The sequence below is a fragment of the Variovorax sp. P5_A3 genome (assembly GCF_056400665.1).
Window position 1 is genome coordinate 120172 of record NZ_JBFUKW010000016.1, and the last position, 15598, is coordinate 135769.

Annotated in this window: 9 protein-coding genes and 3 pseudogenes; all 12 read right to left on the reverse strand. The window is 64.5% G+C overall.

Annotated features, from left to right (window positions below; translation table 11 throughout):
• Positions 1–19: 19 nt before the first annotated feature.
• On the reverse strand, positions 20–706 hold the full coding sequence (locus AC1D3B_RS23220; RefSeq protein ID WP_478193028.1) for a phosphoribosylanthranilate isomerase: 687 nt from the start codon (positions 704–706) through the stop codon (positions 20–22).
• On the reverse strand, positions 703–1515 hold the full coding sequence (gene truA, locus AC1D3B_RS23225) for a tRNA pseudouridine(38-40) synthase TruA (protein WP_478193029.1): 813 nt from the start codon (positions 1513–1515) through the stop codon (positions 703–705). The genes AC1D3B_RS23220 and truA overlap by 4 nt, the downstream gene beginning before the upstream one ends.
• A 26-nt stretch (positions 1516–1541) precedes the next feature.
• Entirely contained in the window at positions 1542–4241 is a 2700-nt protein-coding gene (locus AC1D3B_RS23230) for a motility hub landmark protein FimV (RefSeq protein WP_478193030.1), read from the reverse strand.
• Positions 4242–4511: 270 nt separating this feature from the next.
• Positions 4512–5654, reverse strand: coding sequence for an aspartate-semialdehyde dehydrogenase (gene asd, locus AC1D3B_RS23235; protein ID WP_478193031.1), 1143 nt, complete (start codon positions 5652–5654; stop codon positions 4512–4514).
• Between the two features lie 88 nt (positions 5655–5742).
• A complete protein-coding gene (gene leuB / locus AC1D3B_RS23240; protein ID WP_478162348.1) occupies positions 5743–6831 on the reverse strand; it encodes a 3-isopropylmalate dehydrogenase in 1089 nt (362 codons plus the stop codon).
• Positions 6832–6859: 28 nt separating this feature from the next.
• Positions 6860–7510, reverse strand: a complete 651-nt coding sequence (gene leuD / locus AC1D3B_RS23245) for a 3-isopropylmalate dehydratase small subunit (RefSeq protein WP_478193032.1) — start codon at positions 7508–7510, stop codon at positions 6860–6862.
• 17 nt (positions 7511–7527) lie between these two features.
• A complete protein-coding gene (gene leuC / locus AC1D3B_RS23250) occupies positions 7528–8949 on the reverse strand; it encodes a 3-isopropylmalate dehydratase large subunit (protein ID WP_478193033.1) in 1422 nt (473 codons plus the stop codon).
• A gap of 28 nt (positions 8950–8977) precedes the next feature.
• Positions 8978–9922: a LysR substrate-binding domain-containing protein gene (locus tag AC1D3B_RS23255; protein ID WP_478193034.1), complete on the reverse strand. Its 945-nt coding sequence runs from the start codon at positions 9920–9922 to the stop codon at positions 8978–8980.
• A 121-nt stretch (positions 9923–10043) separates the two neighbouring features.
• Entirely contained in the window at positions 10044–10184 is a 141-nt protein-coding gene (locus AC1D3B_RS23260) for an entericidin A/B family lipoprotein (protein WP_028248637.1), read from the reverse strand.
• Positions 10185–10333: 149 nt separating this feature from the next.
• Positions 10334–11428: pseudogene (gene gltA / locus AC1D3B_RS23265) on the reverse strand (citrate synthase); the annotation flags it as partial.
• Positions 11429–11447: 19 nt separating this feature from the next.
• Positions 11448–14912, reverse strand: a pseudogene (locus AC1D3B_RS23270) (pyruvate carboxylase).
• Between the two features lie 425 nt (positions 14913–15337).
• Positions 15338–15598, reverse strand: a pseudogene (locus AC1D3B_RS23275) (succinate--CoA ligase subunit alpha); the annotation flags it as partial.

Consider the following 15598-nt stretch of genomic DNA (forward strand, 5'->3'; position numbering starts at 1 on the left):
GGCGGCGGCCAGCGGCAAACTAGGAAGAGGCATCGGCCGCACGAACTGCGGCCACGAATTCGCGAATTTTCCCGGCGTCCTTGACGCCCTTCGAGGCCTCGACGCCGGAACTCACGTCAACGGACAGCGACTTGCAGCGCGTCCGCAACTGACGAATGCCATCGCCCGCGTTTGCAGGTGTGAGCCCACCACTCAAGACGAGGTGAGCGTCGACGGCGGGTGGAAGAAGTGACCAATCGAATGCCTTGCCGCCACCGCCATACGCCTCGACATGGGCGTCGAGCAGGATGGCCTGGGCGCGGGAGTAATCGGACGCATATTTTACGAGGTCGAAGCCGGCTCCGGCGGCCCCGAGCGGAATGCGCGCCGCCCGCATGAACCGATAGGCGCCCTGGCCGCAGCCCTCCCAGCACTGAACAGGCGATTCATCGCCGTGGAACTGAGCCATCGATCCAGGCACCCTGGAAAGCGCATCCACGGTCATTTCCGGAGCTTCGTTGACGAACAGGAGCACGCGCGTCACGAATGGCGGCAACCTCTCGGCCAACTCGGCTGCGCGCGCGACCGTTACCACGCGCGGACTGGCCGGATACAGGACGAAGCCGACAGCGTCCGCTCCCGCCTGCACGGCGGCATCCACATCCTGCTCGCGCGTGAGTCCGCAGATCTTGATTCGCGTGCGGGCTGGAGCGATGGCGGCAGTCATGGCGGGCCATCATACGCAGCGCCAGTTCCCCCCATCGTCGCCTCGGCCGGCAAGCCCCAGCCGGCCGCATACAGCGGGCCCAGGAAATACAGGCCGTTGGGCGAAAAGGTCGGCGCCGCGACGACGCGGCTGCGCGCATCCAGCACTTCGCGCATCCACTCGGGGCGCTCGTCGCCCCGACCGATTCGCACGAGACAGCCCATGATGTTGCGGATCATGTGATGCAGGAAGGCGTCGGCCTCGAACTCGAAGTGCCAGCGGCAGCGCTCGGATTCACCGTGGCGCGAGATCACGATCCGACGCAGTTCCTTGACGGGTGACCGCGCCTGGCAGGCCGAGGCGCGGAACGAGCTGAAATCATGCTGGCCCAGCAGCACTTCGGCGCCGGCCCGCATCGCGTCGCCATCGAGTGGATGCATCGACCACCCGACCCGGCCCGCATCGAGGCTCGGCCTGACCGGCGATTGAGACAGCACGTAGAGATAGCGCCGGGTGAGTGCGCTGGCCCGGCAATGAAACTGGTCGGGAACCGGCTGGGCCCACTGCACCGCGATGTCGCCGGGAAGGAAACGGTTGGTGCCTCGCATCCAGGAGAAAGGGGCGCGTTCGACGGAGGTGTCGAAGTGCACCACCTGCATCAGGGCATGGACACCGGTGTCGGTGCGGCCCGCGCACAGCGTGGAGATGGGTTGCGCGGCAAACTGCGTGAGCGCCGCTTCCAGCTTGTCCTGGACGGTGCGGCCCGAGCGCTGGCTTTGCCAGCCCTCGTACGCCTGGCCGTTGTAGCGGATGCCGAGGGCCAGCCTCACGACGGGATGAGCGGCCGCGCGGCCACTCAGTGCAGTTGGCCGAGCAGTTGCTTGGCCTCGGCCTTGATATCGCCGTGGCTTTCGGCGGCCACTTCCTCGACCAGGGAACGGGCGCCTTCGACGTCGCCCAGGGCCTTGAGTTCGCGTGCCAGGGAGAGCTTGATGGCGTGCGGACTTTCGCCGCTTTCCTCGAGCGGCTCGAGGCGGCCGCGCTCGGTGTCGGCGGGGGTGCGGCCCGACAGGCCGGCCAACGAACTCATGTCGAATTCGATGAAGCCGGAATCCGCCGGGAGGCCCGCGCGCAGAGGCGCCGGTTGCGTGCGCTCTTCGCTCGGGAGCGAAGGAGCGCGTGTCATCGGTTCAAGGGCCCCGGGTGCCGTATCGAAGTCGTTTTCAAGGTCGAGCCTTGCGGTCGGGACGGCGGCGCTTCCGTGGACGCTGCTGCCATTCATGCCCATGGCAGCCGGGATCGCTCGCGGCGCTTCGTGCATCGTCGCGACGAAAGGCTCCGGTGCCTGGATGGGGGTCGGGGCGAGCGTCGCGCTGAGGGGGGCTGGGGCAGTGGCAGGGGCCACCGCAGGCTTGCTCAGGTCCAGGTCGAAGTCGAGCGGGGCAACCGACGGCACGAAGGCGGGCGGTGGGGCGACGCCTTCGGGTTCTTCGACAGGACCGGAGGCGGGCACCAAGGGCGCAGGGGCCGACGCGGCGGCCAGGGTTCCGGCGAAGGCGGCGGCTTCCGCGGCGGACACGCCGAGGCTTCCCGCTTCGTACAGCGGATTGCCTGGATCGAGATCCTTGCCCAGTTCGACCACTCGGTTCCATTCGGTGCCTGTGCCGCCCGTCAGCTTGTGCACGTCGGCCGCCAGGGCCTCGTAGGCGCGCAAGTCGCGGCGCTTGGCGTGGATTTCGAGCAGCTTGAGATGGATCGCGGTGCGTTCCGGATTGACGCGCAAGGCTTCGCGGAGGATTTCCTCGGCTTGCAGGTCACGGCCGTAGGCGAGGTATACGTCGGCTTCCGCCACGGGATCCACGTCGCCGGCATCCAGTTGGCTGGGCGAATACGAGAGCGAGGACACCACGGAGTTGCCGCGGTTCTTCGTGTCGACCGATTCGCCGCCGCTGGCACCGAAGAATGAATCCTTCGGAATGCGACTTTCAATGAACACGCTGTCTCCGGCGTCCCGACGCTTGCGGCCGAGCACGCGATACAGCAGGAAGCCGATCAGCAATGCGATCAGCGCGGCGGCACCGACCATGAGCGGATTCTCGAGCAGTTCGGCGAAGAAGCTGGGCGCTGGAGGCGGCGGGGGCGGTGCGCTGACCTTGGGCTTGGGGACGACGGGAGCGGCAGCCGGCGCGGGCGCCGCTGGGGTCACCGCGGCAGGTACTGCAGCGGCGGGTGCCGGCGTGATGGCGGGCGTTGCGGGCGTGCTTGCAGCGGCTGCTGCCGGTGCGGCTGCAGCGACGACAGCCGGAGGGGTCGCTGCCGCGGGGGCCGGCGCAGGTGTTGCGGCAACAGCGGGCGCTGCTACTGGCGGAGCTGGCGCGGCTGCCTGAGCAGGAACAGGCGTAGCAGGTGCCGCGGCCGCCGGTGCCGGTGCAGCGACAGGCGTGGCGGGCGTTGAAGGCGCCGCTGCGGCGGGGCTCGCGGCGGCCGAAGGCGATTTGGTCGTCTCCGTCTTCAGCTTGTTCATGTCCTCGATGTTCTTGGACAGTTCAGCGACGCGAGCCTTGTTCGCCTGTTCCTGGCGGGCTTGCACCAGTTGTTCTTCGGTCGCACGGCCGGGCGAGATGCCTTGCGAGATCTTGAGCTTGTCGCTCGACGCGTTGGCCGCGTTCCGGTCTTCCACGTTGGTCTGGACCTTGCCCGAAGCCTGGCGGCCGGCATCGGCCACTTGCGAGGCCGGCGCGTTGTCTGCCAGGCGGCGACGGTACTCGCTGAAGTCCTGGCTTTGCGCTGTCACGGTGCGGCGAGCTTCGGCTGCTGGAACAGCCTCGGCCTGGGATGCGCCGGGCAGCTCCAGCACCGCGCCGGCCTTGATGCGGTTGATGTTGCCGCCAATGAACGCGTTCGGGTTGGCGCGCTGCAGGGCCACGAGCATCTGGTCGAGCGACACGTCGGCCGGCTTGTATGCGCCGGCGATCTTGCTTGCGGTGTCGCCGGGACGCACGGTGACCTGTTCTCCGCTGCCGGTTCGCACCGCCGTATCGGGGGCTTCAGCGGGGGTGACCGGAGCGGGTGCGGTGCGCTGCCTGCGGGCTGCGGGCGCCTGCACCACTGCGGGCACGGCGACTTGCGGCGGCATCGAGCTGATCTGCGGCGCCGTGGGCGTGACCGGTGCAGTCCTGGCTGCCTGGCGGGTGGCCGGCGGATCGAGCAGGACCGTGTAGTCACGCACGATCCGGCCCGAGCCCCAGTTGGCTTCCAGCAGCAGATCGATGAAAGGCTCGCTGACCAGCCGATTGCTGGACAGGCGAACGACGTAGCGCCCGTCCGCGCGTTTCTGCACGCCGACGCGCACGTCCGATAGTGCCGAGTTGTAAGGAACCCCGGCCGCTCGGAAGGCTTCGGTCGTAGCGATGCTGACTTTCAACCCGTCCGCTTCCGCCGGTGTGATCTCCGTGACTTCGATTTCCGCGCGGAGCGGCTCGCCGAGCGCCGACTGGACGTTGAGCCGGCCCAGTGCCAATGCGCTGGCGTCGGCGCTGAATGCGCCCAGAGCCACGGCAACAGCAGCACTGATTAGGGAAAGCTGATTCCGACCAGAGATCGTCGGAGTCGGGCGGATGGCCGAAGGGCGGGCCGCAGGCAACGGATGTCGTGTCATGCTGTTAGGGGGGCAGCTCGGCCCGAAAGTGTAAGGGGACGTTAACATCATCACCCCGCACTGACAAGGCGACAGGCCTTATCTACCCAGTGCGTGCAAACTTCGTCATGCATGCGCCGTTGCGGCACAGCAACGGGCGAGCGCACAGGGGGTGCGCTCGCCACATTTTCAGGCTTCGAGCAGGATTCGCAACATTCGGCGCAGCGGTTCCGCGGCGCCCCACAGCAGTTGATCGCCGATCGTGAAGGCTCCGAGGTATTCGGGGCCCATCGCCAGCTTGCGCAGGCGGCCGACGGGGATTGACATGGTTCCGGTCACCGCGACCGGGGTGAGATCCTTGACAGTGGCCTCGCGCGTGTTCGGCACGACCTTGACCCATTCGTTGTCGCCGGCGATGAGCGCCTCGATGTCCGCCAGGGGGACGTCCTTCTTGAGCTTGAAGGTCAGCGCCTGGCTGTGGCAGCGCATCGCACCGATGCGCACGCAGAAGCCGTCGACCGGCGTCGCGGCCGTTCCGAAGCCGGCGCCCTGACCCAGGATCTTGTTGGTTTCGGCGCCGCCCTTCCACTCTTCCTTGCTCATTCCGTCGCCGAGATCCTTGTCGATCCAGGGGATCAGGCTGCCGCCGAGCGGAGCGCCGAAATTCGCCGTTTCAGCAGCACTGAGCGACTGTTGCCGGGCCAGTACCTTGCGGTCGATCTCGAGAATGGCCGACTTCGGGTCGTCCAGCAGGGAGCGAACTTCCGCATTGATGCTGCCGAACTGGGTGAGCAGTTCGCGCATGTGCTGGGCGCCGCCGCCGGAGGCCGCCTGGTAGGTCATGCTGGTCATCCACTCGACCAGGCCGGCCTTGTAGAGGGCGCCCACGCCCATCAGCATGCAACTGACGGTGCAGTTGCCGCCGACCCAGTTCTTCCCGCCCTTGGTCAGCGCGTTCTGGATGACGGGGAGGTTGACCGGGTCGAGCACGATGATCGCGTCGTCGTTCATGCGCAAGGTGGAGGCGGCATCGACCCAGTGGCCCTTCCAGCCCGCGGCGCGCAGCTTGGGGAAGACTTCCGTCGTGTAGTCGCCGCCCTGCGCGGTGACGATGATGTCGCACTTCTTCAGTGCGTCGATGTCGTGCGCGTCCTTGAGCGTGGTCTCGTTCTTCGCCATCGCCGGGGCCTTGCCGCCTGCGTTGGACGTCGAGAAGAAGACCGGCTCGATCAGGCCGAAGTCCCCTTCGGCCTGCATGCGGTCCATGAGGACCGAGCCGACCATGCCGCGCCAGCCAACAAGGCCGACCAGAGGTTGATTTGCGTTCGCCATTTCAATTTGCCCTTGTGAAAAAAGAAAGTTGTCTTCTTTGCGCCCGGCTCGTCAGAGCCGGGGGAGGGCGTGACGAATCGGGCTGCGGTTAGCCGGTAATCGTCTTTTTGGTGATGGCAGCCACCACGGCATCGCCCATTTCGCGGGTGCCGACCTTGGTGGTACCCGCGGACCAGATGTCTGCCGTGCGCAGTCCCTGGGCCAGCACGTGCTTGACCGCCGACTCGATCCGGTCGGCAGCCTCGGGCTGGTTGAGTGAGAAGCGGAGCATCATGGCAGCGGACAGGATTGTAGCCAAAGGGTTGGCAACCCCTTTGCCGGCGATGTCCGGCGCACTGCCGTGACTCGGCTCGTAGAGGCCCTGGTTGCTCGAATTGAGCGATGCGGAGGGCAGCATGCCGATCGAACCGGTGAGCATCGCGGCTTCGTCCGAGAGGATGTCGCCGAACATGTTGCCGGTGACGACCACGTCGAATTTCTTCGGTGCCTTGACGAGCTGCATTGCGGCGTTGTCGACGTACATGTGGTCGAGCTCAACGTCGGGGTATTCCTTGCCGACCTCGGTCACGATGTCCTTCCAGAACTGGAAGGTCTCGAGCACGTTGGCCTTGTCGACGCTGGTCACGCGCTTGCTGCGCTTGCGCGCGGCCTGGAACGCGACATGGGCGATGCGTTCGACTTCGGGGCGCGAGTAGCGCATCGTGTCGAAGGCTTCCTCGGCGCCCGGGAAGTGCCCGTCGACGGCGGTGCGGCGGCCGCGCGGCTGGCCGAAGTAGATGTCGCCGGTCAATTCGCGAATGATGAGGATGTCCAGGCCCGCAATCAGTTCGGGCTTCAGGCTCGAAGCATCGACGAGTTGCTCGTAGCAGATGGCAGGCCGGAAGTTGGCGAACAGTCCGAGGTTCTTGCGCAAGCCCAGGATCGCCTGCTCGGGTCGCAGCGACCGCTCCAGCTTGTCGTACTTCCAGTCGCCCACGGCGCCGAACAGCACTGCGTCCGCTTCCTTGGCCAGCTTGAGCGTGGATTCGGGCAGCGGGTGGCCGTGCGCCTCGTAGGCTGCACCGCCGACCAGGGCGGTCTCGGTCTCGAAGGAGAGGTCGAGCGTCTCGAGGACACGAAGGGCCTCGGCGACGATTTCGGTGCCGATGCCGTCACCAGGAAGAACTGCGATTTTCATGAGAGTCTGTTATGAGGTGAGTGAAGGATCAGGCAATCAGCTGGTGCGTGAGCCAAGGCTTCTTAGCTAGGCGCTCGGCCTCGAAAGCCTTGATCTTGTCCTTGTGGCGCAGGGTCAGGCCGATGTCGTCCAGTCCATTGATCAGGCAGAACTTGCGGAAAGCCTGCACTTCGAATGGAAGCTCGACGCCATCCGGCTTGATCACGACCTGGCGTTCGAGGTCGATCGTCAGGCTGTAGCCCGGGAAGGCCAGGGTCTCGTCGAAGAGCTGCGCGACCTGGGATTCGCTGAGCACGATCGGCAGCAGCCCGTTCTTGAAGCTGTTGTTGAAGAAGATGTCCGCATAGCTCGGCGCGATGATGGCGCGGAATCCATATTGGTCGAGCGCCCACGGCGCGTGCTCGCGCGAGGAGCCGCAGCCGAAGTTCTTGCGAGCCAGCAGCACGGAGGCCCCGGCGTAGCGCGGCTGGTTCAGCACGAAATCGGGGTTGGGCTTGCGCGACTTCGGGTCCTGGCCCGGCTCGCCCGGATCCAGGTAGCGCCAGGCGTCGAACAGGTTCGGGCCGAAGCCGGTCTTGCGGATCGACTTGAGGAATTGCTTGGGAATGATCGCGTCGGTGTCGACGTTCTCGCGGTCCATCGGTGCCACGAGGCCCTTGTGCACGGTGAATTTCTGCATGGTGTCTGGCTCCTGGATCAAGCGAATTGGCGGACGTCGACGAAATGGCCGTGCACGGCGGCGGCGGCGGCCATGGCCGGACTCACGAGATGGGTGCGCCCACCTGCGCCCTGGCGCCCTTCGAAGTTGCGGTTGCTGGTCGATGCGCAGCGCTCGCCCGGCTCCAGGCGGTCGGCGTTCATCGCGAGGCACATCGAGCAGCCCGGTTCGCGCCATTCGAAGCCTGCAGCCTTGAAGATCTGGTCGAGGCCTTCGCGCTCGGCCTGTTCCTTCACGAGACCCGAACCGGGAACGACCATGGCGAGCTTGACGTTCTTGGCGACCTTCTGGCCGAGTTTCTTGACCATCGCGGCAGCTTCGCGCATGTCTTCGATGCGGCTGTTGGTGCAGGAGCCGATGAACACCTTGTCGATCAGGATGTCGTTCATCGGCTTGTTCGGTTCCAGGCCCATGTAGGTGAGTGCGCGCTCGATGGCGCCGCGCTTGTTGGCGTCCTTTTCCTTGTCGGGATCGGGCACCCGGCCATCCACCGAGACGACCATTTCGGGCGAAGTGCCCCAGGTCACTTGCGGCTTGATCTGCGCCGCGTCGAGCTCGACCACGGTGTCGAAGTGCGCGCCTGCATCCGAATGCAGCGTCTTCCAGTATTCGACCGCCTGGTCCCATTCGACGCCGGTGGGCGAGAGCGGGCGGCCCTTGACGTAGGCGATCGTCTTTTCATCCACGGCGACCAGACCGGCGCGCGCACCCGCCTCGATCGCCATGTTGCACACCGTCATGCGGCCTTCCATGCTGAGATCGCGAATGGCGGACCCTGCGAACTCGATCGTGTAGCCCGTGCCGCCTGCAGTGCCGATCTTGCCGATGATGGCGAGCACGATGTCCTTGGCGGTGCAGCCCAGCGGCAGCTTGCCTTCGACCTTCACGAGCATGTTCTTCGCCTTCTTGGCGAGCAGGGTCTGCGTCGCCATCACGTGCTCGACCTCGCTGGTGCCGATGCCGTGCGCAAGGGCGCCGAAGGCGCCGTGCGTGGAGGTGTGCGAGTCGCCGCACACCACGGTCATGCCCGGCAGCGTGGCGCCCGATTCCGGCCCGATCACGTGCACGATGCCTTGGCGCTTGCTCAGGAACGGGAAGAACGCGGCGGCGCCGAATTCCTTGATGTTGCTGTCGAGCGTGGTGATCTGTTCCTTGCTGATCGGGTCGGCGATGCCGTCGTAGCCGCGTTCCCAGTGCGTGGTCGGCGTGTTGTGGTCGGCCGTGGCGACGACCGAGCTGATCCGCCACAGCTTGCGGCCGGCTTCACGCAGTCCCTCGAAGGCCTGAGGGCTGGTCACTTCGTGAACCAGATGCCGGTCGATGTAGAGGATTGCGGTGCCGTCTTCCTCGGTATGGACGACGTGTTCGTCCCAGAGCTTGTCGTAGAGGGTGCGTGCCATGGTGGTCTCTTTCGTGGGGAAAATTGTCTTATGCAGCGAGCTGGGCGGGCGACCCGGCCGGCGTGCGGAGATGCGTGACGAGCATGCGCGCCGCCACGGGAAGTGTCGAGAAGTCGCGGGCAACCAGGCGGATTTCGCGTGCGGCCCAGGGGTCGTTCAGCGCAATGCTCTTGAGACTGCGGCCAATGCCGCCCCGCATCAGTTCAAAGGCCCTTTGCGGCATCACGCCGACGCCGAGCCCGTTTTCGATCATTCGGCACATGGCGTCGAGGCCGGTCACGTGGATGCGAAGTCGAATCGTGCGATTCGCGGCCAGCGCAGCCTCGTGCATCGCGACGTAGATCGAGCTGTTCGTGTGCAGGCCGACATGGTCGAAATCCAGCGAGGCTGCAAAGTCGATGGCCCGGTGCATTGAAAGCGGATGATCGCCCGGCACGACCAAGACGAGCGAATCCTCTCGGTAAGGCAGACTCTGCAACTCGCTCGCGCCTTCCGGAAGATGACAGATGCCCAGGTCGGCCGCGCCCTCGTGGACCGCGCGAACGACTTCGCTGCTCAGGTGTTCCTCAAGATCGATCTTGATAGCGTCGTGTTCGCGCGTGAAGGCGCCGAGATCCTCGGGCAGGAACTGCACGATCGCCGAGATGTTGGCGTGCACCCGCACATGACCGCGAACACCATCCGCGTACTCGCTGAGTTCGCCCTGCATCTTCTCGAGGCTGTAGAGCACCGAGCGGGCGTGGTGCAAGAGACTCTCGCCAGCAGGCGTCAAGTCGACGCCGCGCGCGTGACGATAGAGCAGCGGCGTGCCGAGGGTGGCTTCAAGGTCTGAAAGCCGCTTGCTGATGGCCGAAGCAGCAATGAATTCGCGTTCGGCCGCACGCCCGATGCTGCCGAGCTCGCAGACGGCCACGAACAATTGCAGCGACGTGAGGTCGATGCGGCGGGCAAAGCTGCGTTCGGAAGAGATCATGGGGCTTGGCATCTCGCTCAGAGATGGAGGCCGCTATTTTCTCTCCGTTTTAGGCCTTAAGCCATCGCGAACCGCGATGGATTCGCTGCCGGGGCGAGATGAGCGCCGCGGCAGCCTGGCGTCATTGCTTCTTCTGTGCCGCATCCTCCATCTTCTGGCCACCCTTCTGGATGTCCTGGCCGGCGCCCTTCATGGTGTTGCAGCCGGCGAGGGGCACGGCGAAAGCAAAGGCGACGGCGACGAGTGCGACAAGCTTCTTCATGATGGAACTCCTTCAATGGTCCAGACAAAAGGCGAATGGATTCATTCCCCCGGACCCTCAAGGTATTCGCGCCACCTGACCATCCATGTCAGCCAAAACGCAAAAAAGCTGCCCGAAGGCAGCTTTCCTGGGTGAGAGCCTTGCGGCTGTCAGCGTTGGGCGATGGGCTTCACGTCGCGCTTGGCTGAGCCTTCGAACAACTGACGCGGGCGGCCGATCTTGTACTCGGGGTCGCCGATCATTTCGTTGAGCTGGGCGATCCAGCCGACCGTGCGCGCCAGCGCAAAGATGGCGGTGAAGAGCGGCACCGGAATGCCGATCGCGCGCTGCACGATGCCCGAATAGTCGCCGAGCACTTCCTTGCAGGTTTCCTGCATCAGCTTGGCGCGCGGGTCGTAGTTCTTGTAGACGCGATGCCCGAAGCCCATCAGCTTGACGTTCGAGTTCTTGTCCTTGACCTGCTTGATGAACTCGCCGATCTTCTCGACGCCACCCGCCTTCTGGATGTCGTAGAGCATGTTGAGCGCCGCCTCGTTGGCACCACCGTGGGCGGGTCCCCAGAGGCAGGCCACGCCGGCTGCGATCGCCGCGAACGGGTTGGTGCCCGACGAGCCGCACAGACGCACGGTCGAGGTCGATGCGTTCTGCTCGTGGTCGGCGTGCAGGATGAAGATGCGGTCGAGCGCGCGCTCGAGCACCGGGCTCACCTTGTACTCTTCGCACGGCGTCGCGAACATCATGTGCAGGAAGTTGCCCGCATAGCTGAGTTCGTTCTTCGGGTACATGTACGGCTGGCCGATGGTGTACTTGTAGGCCATGGCCACCAGCGTCGGCATCTTCGCGATCAGGCGGATCGCGGCAATCTCGCGGTGCTTCGGATTGTTGATGTCCGTGCTGTCGTGATAGAAGGCCGAGAGCGCGCCGACCAGGCCGGTCATGATGGCCATCGGGTGGGCATCACGGCGGAAGCCACGCAGGAAGAATTGCATCTGCTCGTTGACCATCGTGTGGTTGGTCACGAGCTTCGTGAAGTTGACCTTCTGGTCCGAGTCGGGCAACTCACCGTACAGCAGCAGGTGGCAGGTCTCGAGGAAGTCGCAGTTGGTCGCGAGTTGCTCGATGGGGTAGCCGCGGTACAGCAGTTCGCCCTTGTCGCCATCGATGTAGGTGATGGCGGACTCGCACGAAGCAGTCGACATGAAGCCCGGGTCGTAGGTGAACATGCCCGTCTGGGCGTAGAGCTTTGGAGATTTCGCAGTCCGTTCAGGGAGTCTGGACAGGGACTTCACTCTTCCACTCCAACAACAGGTCCTTCGCCTGGACTCGATCCCCGGGTTTCACAAGTACGCGGCTTACCACGCCATCGCGGTCAGCCAAGATGTGCGTTTCCATCTTCATTGCCTCAAGCGAAACCAGTGTCGAGCCGGCTTGCAGGAACTGACCGGCCTCGACTGGAACAGTCACAATTGCTCCTGGCATCGGCGCGCCGACATGACGCGGATTACCCGCCTCGGCGACCTCCCTTGCAAACGCCGAATTTGCAGAGCCGGCCTTGGCGACCAATACGCTGCGGGGCTGACCATTGAGCTCGAACTGAACTTTGACGGCACCCGCAGCTTCATCTGCGTTCAGGCCCTGGAGGCTGACTAGCAAGGTCTTGCCAGGATCAATTTCCAGGGCCACCTCGTCCTGTAGCCGCAGGCCATAGAAAAAAGTCGGCGTCGGCAATACCGAGGTGTCGCCGTGAATCTGCAGGTGTTGCTGGAAATCGCGCGTCACCTTCGGGTACATCAGAGCGCTCGCCAACTGGCGGTCGTCGAGCGGCATGCCGCCCTCCTCTTCCGCCTTGGCGCGTGCAGCCTCGAGATCGACCGGAGTCATCTCGTCGCCGGGACGATAGGCCACGGGCAATGCAACGCCATCAGCCAACTTCAGCACCTTGCGCGAAAGGGCCGCCGGGAAACCATCGGGCGGAAAACCCAACTCGCCTTTCAGGAGAGACACCACTGATTCCGGGAAGGAGACCTCATGGTCCGGGTTCTCGACGTCTTCGAGTATCAAGTCATTGGCGACCATCATGAGGGCCATATCGCCCACTACCTTGGAAGTCGGCGTGACCTTGACGATATCGCCGAACATGCGGTTCACGTCGGCATAGGCCTGAGACACCTCGGTCCAGCGGTGCTCAAGACCGAGCGAGCGCGCCTGTTCGCGCAGGTTGGTGTACTGGCCACCAGGCATCTCTTGGCGATAGACATCGGCCGTGCCGGCGCGGATGTCACTCTCGAAGGGCGCGTAGAAGCGACGGACTCCCTCGAAGTAAGTGGACGCGGCATGCAGTGCATGCTGTGACAGACCCGGATCTCGCTCGCTGTGCATGAGTGCCGCAGCAATGCTCGACAGGTTCGGTTGCGAGGTCAGACCGCTCATCGCGTCTAGGGCGCCGTCGACCGCATCACAGCCGGCCTCAATCGCGGCAAGCACCGACGCCGAGGAAATCCCACTGGTGTCGTGCGTGTGGAAGTGCACCGGCAGCCCAGTCTCTTCCTTAAGCGCCTTCACCAGCGTAGCGACCGCGCGCGGCCAGCAGATTCCCGCCATGTCCTTGATGGCCAGGATGTGCACGCCAGCCTTTTGCAATTGGCGCGCGACGCGGCTGTAGTAGGCCAAGTTGTACTTCGGTCGCGAGGGGTCGAACAGGTCACCTGTGTAGCAAATCGCGCCTTCACAAAGCGCGCCGGACTCGAGCACCGCATCGATTGAAACGCGCATGTTCTCGACCCAGTTAAGCGCATCAAATACCCGAAACAGATCCACTCCGGCGCTGGCAGCTTGTTTCACAAAAAAGCGCACGACGTTGTCGGCATAGCTTGTGTAGCCGACGCCGTTGGCGCCGCGCAGCAGCATCTGGAACAGAATGTTGGGCACCTGTTCCCGCAGCTGCGCCAAGCGTTGCCACGGGTCCTCTTTCAGGAAGCGCATCGCCACGTCGAAGGTGGCGCCGCCCCAGCATTCGAGCGACAACAGTTGCGGCAACTCGCGCGCGTAAAAGGGCGCGATCGGCAACATATCTGCCGTGCGCATCCGCGTGGCGAACAGTGACTGATGCGCGTCCCGCAGCGTGGTATCGGTCATCAGCACGGGCTTGCTGTCGAGCATCCACTGGGCGAAGCCCTCGGCGCCCAACTGGCGAAGGCGGTCGCGCGAGCCGGCTGGAATCGGCATCGCCATGTTGACCTTCGGCAGCACCGGCTTGATGAACGGCAGGTCCGGCAGCTTGCGGCCCTTCATCTCCGGGTGGCCGTTGACCGTGACGTCGGCAATGAAGCCCAGCAACCGGCTAGCCCGATCGCGCCGCTTGGTGAACTCGAGCAACTGCGGCGTGGTGTCTATGAAGCGCGTGGTCACCGTGCCGGCCGCGAAATCCGGATGGTTGATGGCGTTCTCGAGGAACTGCAGGTTCGACGCGACGCCGCGAATGCGGAATTCACGCAGCGCGCGATCCATGCGCTGAATGGTCTCCGGCGCGGTCGGCGCCCAGGCCGTCACCTTGACCAGCAGCGAGTCGTAGTACGGTGTGATGACTGCGCCGCCATAGGCCGTTCCCGCGTCAAGGCGGATCCCGAAACCCGCGGCGCTGCGGTAGGCGCTGAGCCGGCCATAGTCTGGGAGGAATCCATTCTCCGGGTCTTCCGTGGTGATCCGACATTGCAGCGCGTGGCCGTTGAGCTTGATCTCCGACTGCGGCGGCACGCCGGTGGCCCGCGATCCCAGACTACCGTCAGTGTGCGTCTCGTCCTCCCGCAGGCCGATGCGGCCGCCCTGGCTGATGCGAATCTACGCCTTCACGATGTCGATCCCGGTAATGAGCTCGGTCACTGTGTGCTCGACCTGGATGCGTGGGTTCACCTCGATGAAATAGAACCTGCCAGTGTCAGCGTCCATCAGGAATTCGACGGTTCCCGCGTGGGTGTAGTCGACCGCGCTCATAAGCTTGAGCGCGCTCTCGCAAAGGCGCTGGCGAGTGATGTCGTCCATGTAAGGCGCAGGCGCCCTTTCGACCACTTTTTGGTTGCGCCGCTGCACTGTGCAATCGCGCTCGAAGAGATGCACGATGTTCCCGTGCGTGTCGCCGAGGATCTGTACTTCCACGTGCCGCGCACGCTGCACCAGTTTTTCGAAGTAGACCTCGTCGTTGCCAAAAGCGGCCAAGGCTTCGCGCCGGGCCGCTGCCAGCGCGCCTTCGAGTTCTCCCTCGCCCTGAATCGCTCGCATGCCGCGACCTCCGCCGCCCCAACTGGCCTTGAGCATTATCGGATAGCCGACTTCAGCGGCCATGCGCCTGCATTCGGCCAAGTCGAGCGGTAGCGGCGCCGTCGCTGGCATTACGGGCACCCCCGCGGCCACGGCGGCGTTGCGCGCTGCCACCTTGTTGCCGAGTGTGCGCATCACAGCCGGCCGCGGACCGATCCATTTGATGCCGGAATCAATCACTGCCTGGGCAAAGTCGGGGTTCTCCGACAGGAAGCCGTAGCCCGGATGGATTGCGTCGACGTTCGCCGCGCGCGCCACGCGCAAGATGTCCTCGATGTCAAGGTACGCCGCAAGTGGCTTCTTCCCCTCGCCCACCAAATAGCTCTCGTCCGCCTTGAAGCGATGCAGAGCCAGCCGGTCCTCTCGCGAATAAATGGCCACCGTGCGCATATTCATCTCGGAGGCTGCGCGCATCACGCGGATTGCAATTTCCGACCGGTTGGCGATCAGAATCGATTGGATAGGTTGCGAATTCGTCGAGATTTATCGTTGGATGCCCGCTCACGCGGTTCTGACCCATTTGCGGGATGGGGGTCTCTTAGTGCCTCTGCTTTCGCCCCAACCCTACAGAAGGTCGTGACTCGGCCGATCGCAAACGTCTCTGATCGGTCGCCACTCATCCCATTCGCACGCGAGCGGGTACTTCGAGTCTTTCATCTGAACCAAATCATTCGATGGAGCTTCGTGACGAAGCGGACCTGGCGGTCGGGCGAGCGGGGAGTTGCTGTAAGAATTCGACATGTGGTGATCCGAAGTGGAAAGGAACGTGAGCCGCCATCGCTGACAGGGATATGCGGACAAAGGGAAGCGGTCCGGGCGCCATCTCGCAGGTGTTTGCGTCATCCAATCGCCTTCATCAGCTTCCCCAGCTCCGAGAAGTTGCGGGTCACTTTGAAGCCGCACTCTTCCATGATGGCGAGCTTGGCATCCGCGGTGTCGGCGCCGCCGGAAATCAGCGCGCCGGCATGGCCCATGCGCTTGCCGGGGGGCGCCGTCACACCGGCGATGAAGCCGACGATCGGCTTCTTCATGTTGTCCTTGCACCAGCGCGCCGCATCGGCTTCGTCGGGGCCGCCGATCTCGCCGATCATGATGACCGC

Bases quoted from the DNA above. Each gene is read 5' to 3' on its own strand.
- AC1D3B_RS23220 (WP_478193028.1), bottom strand. From the start codon at position 706: ATGACTGCCGCCATCGCTCCAGCCCGCACGCGAATCAAGATCTGCGGA.
- asd (WP_478193031.1), bottom strand. From the start codon at position 5,654: ATGGCGAACGCAAATCAACCTCTGGTCGGCCTTGTTGGCTGGCGCGGC.
- leuB (WP_478162348.1), bottom strand. From the start codon at position 6,831: ATGAAAATCGCAGTTCTTCCTGGTGACGGCATCGGCACCGAAATCGTC.
- leuD (WP_478193032.1), bottom strand. From the start codon at position 7,510: ATGCAGAAATTCACCGTGCACAAGGGCCTCGTGGCACCGATGGACCGC.
- leuC (WP_478193033.1), bottom strand. From the start codon at position 8,949: ATGGCACGCACCCTCTACGACAAGCTCTGGGACGAACACGTCGTCCAT.
- AC1D3B_RS23255 (WP_478193034.1), bottom strand. From the start codon at position 9,922: ATGATCTCTTCCGAACGCAGCTTTGCCCGCCGCATCGACCTCACGTCG.
- AC1D3B_RS23260 (WP_028248637.1), bottom strand. From the start codon at position 10,184: ATGAAGAAGCTTGTCGCACTCGTCGCCGTCGCCTTTGCTTTCGCCGTG.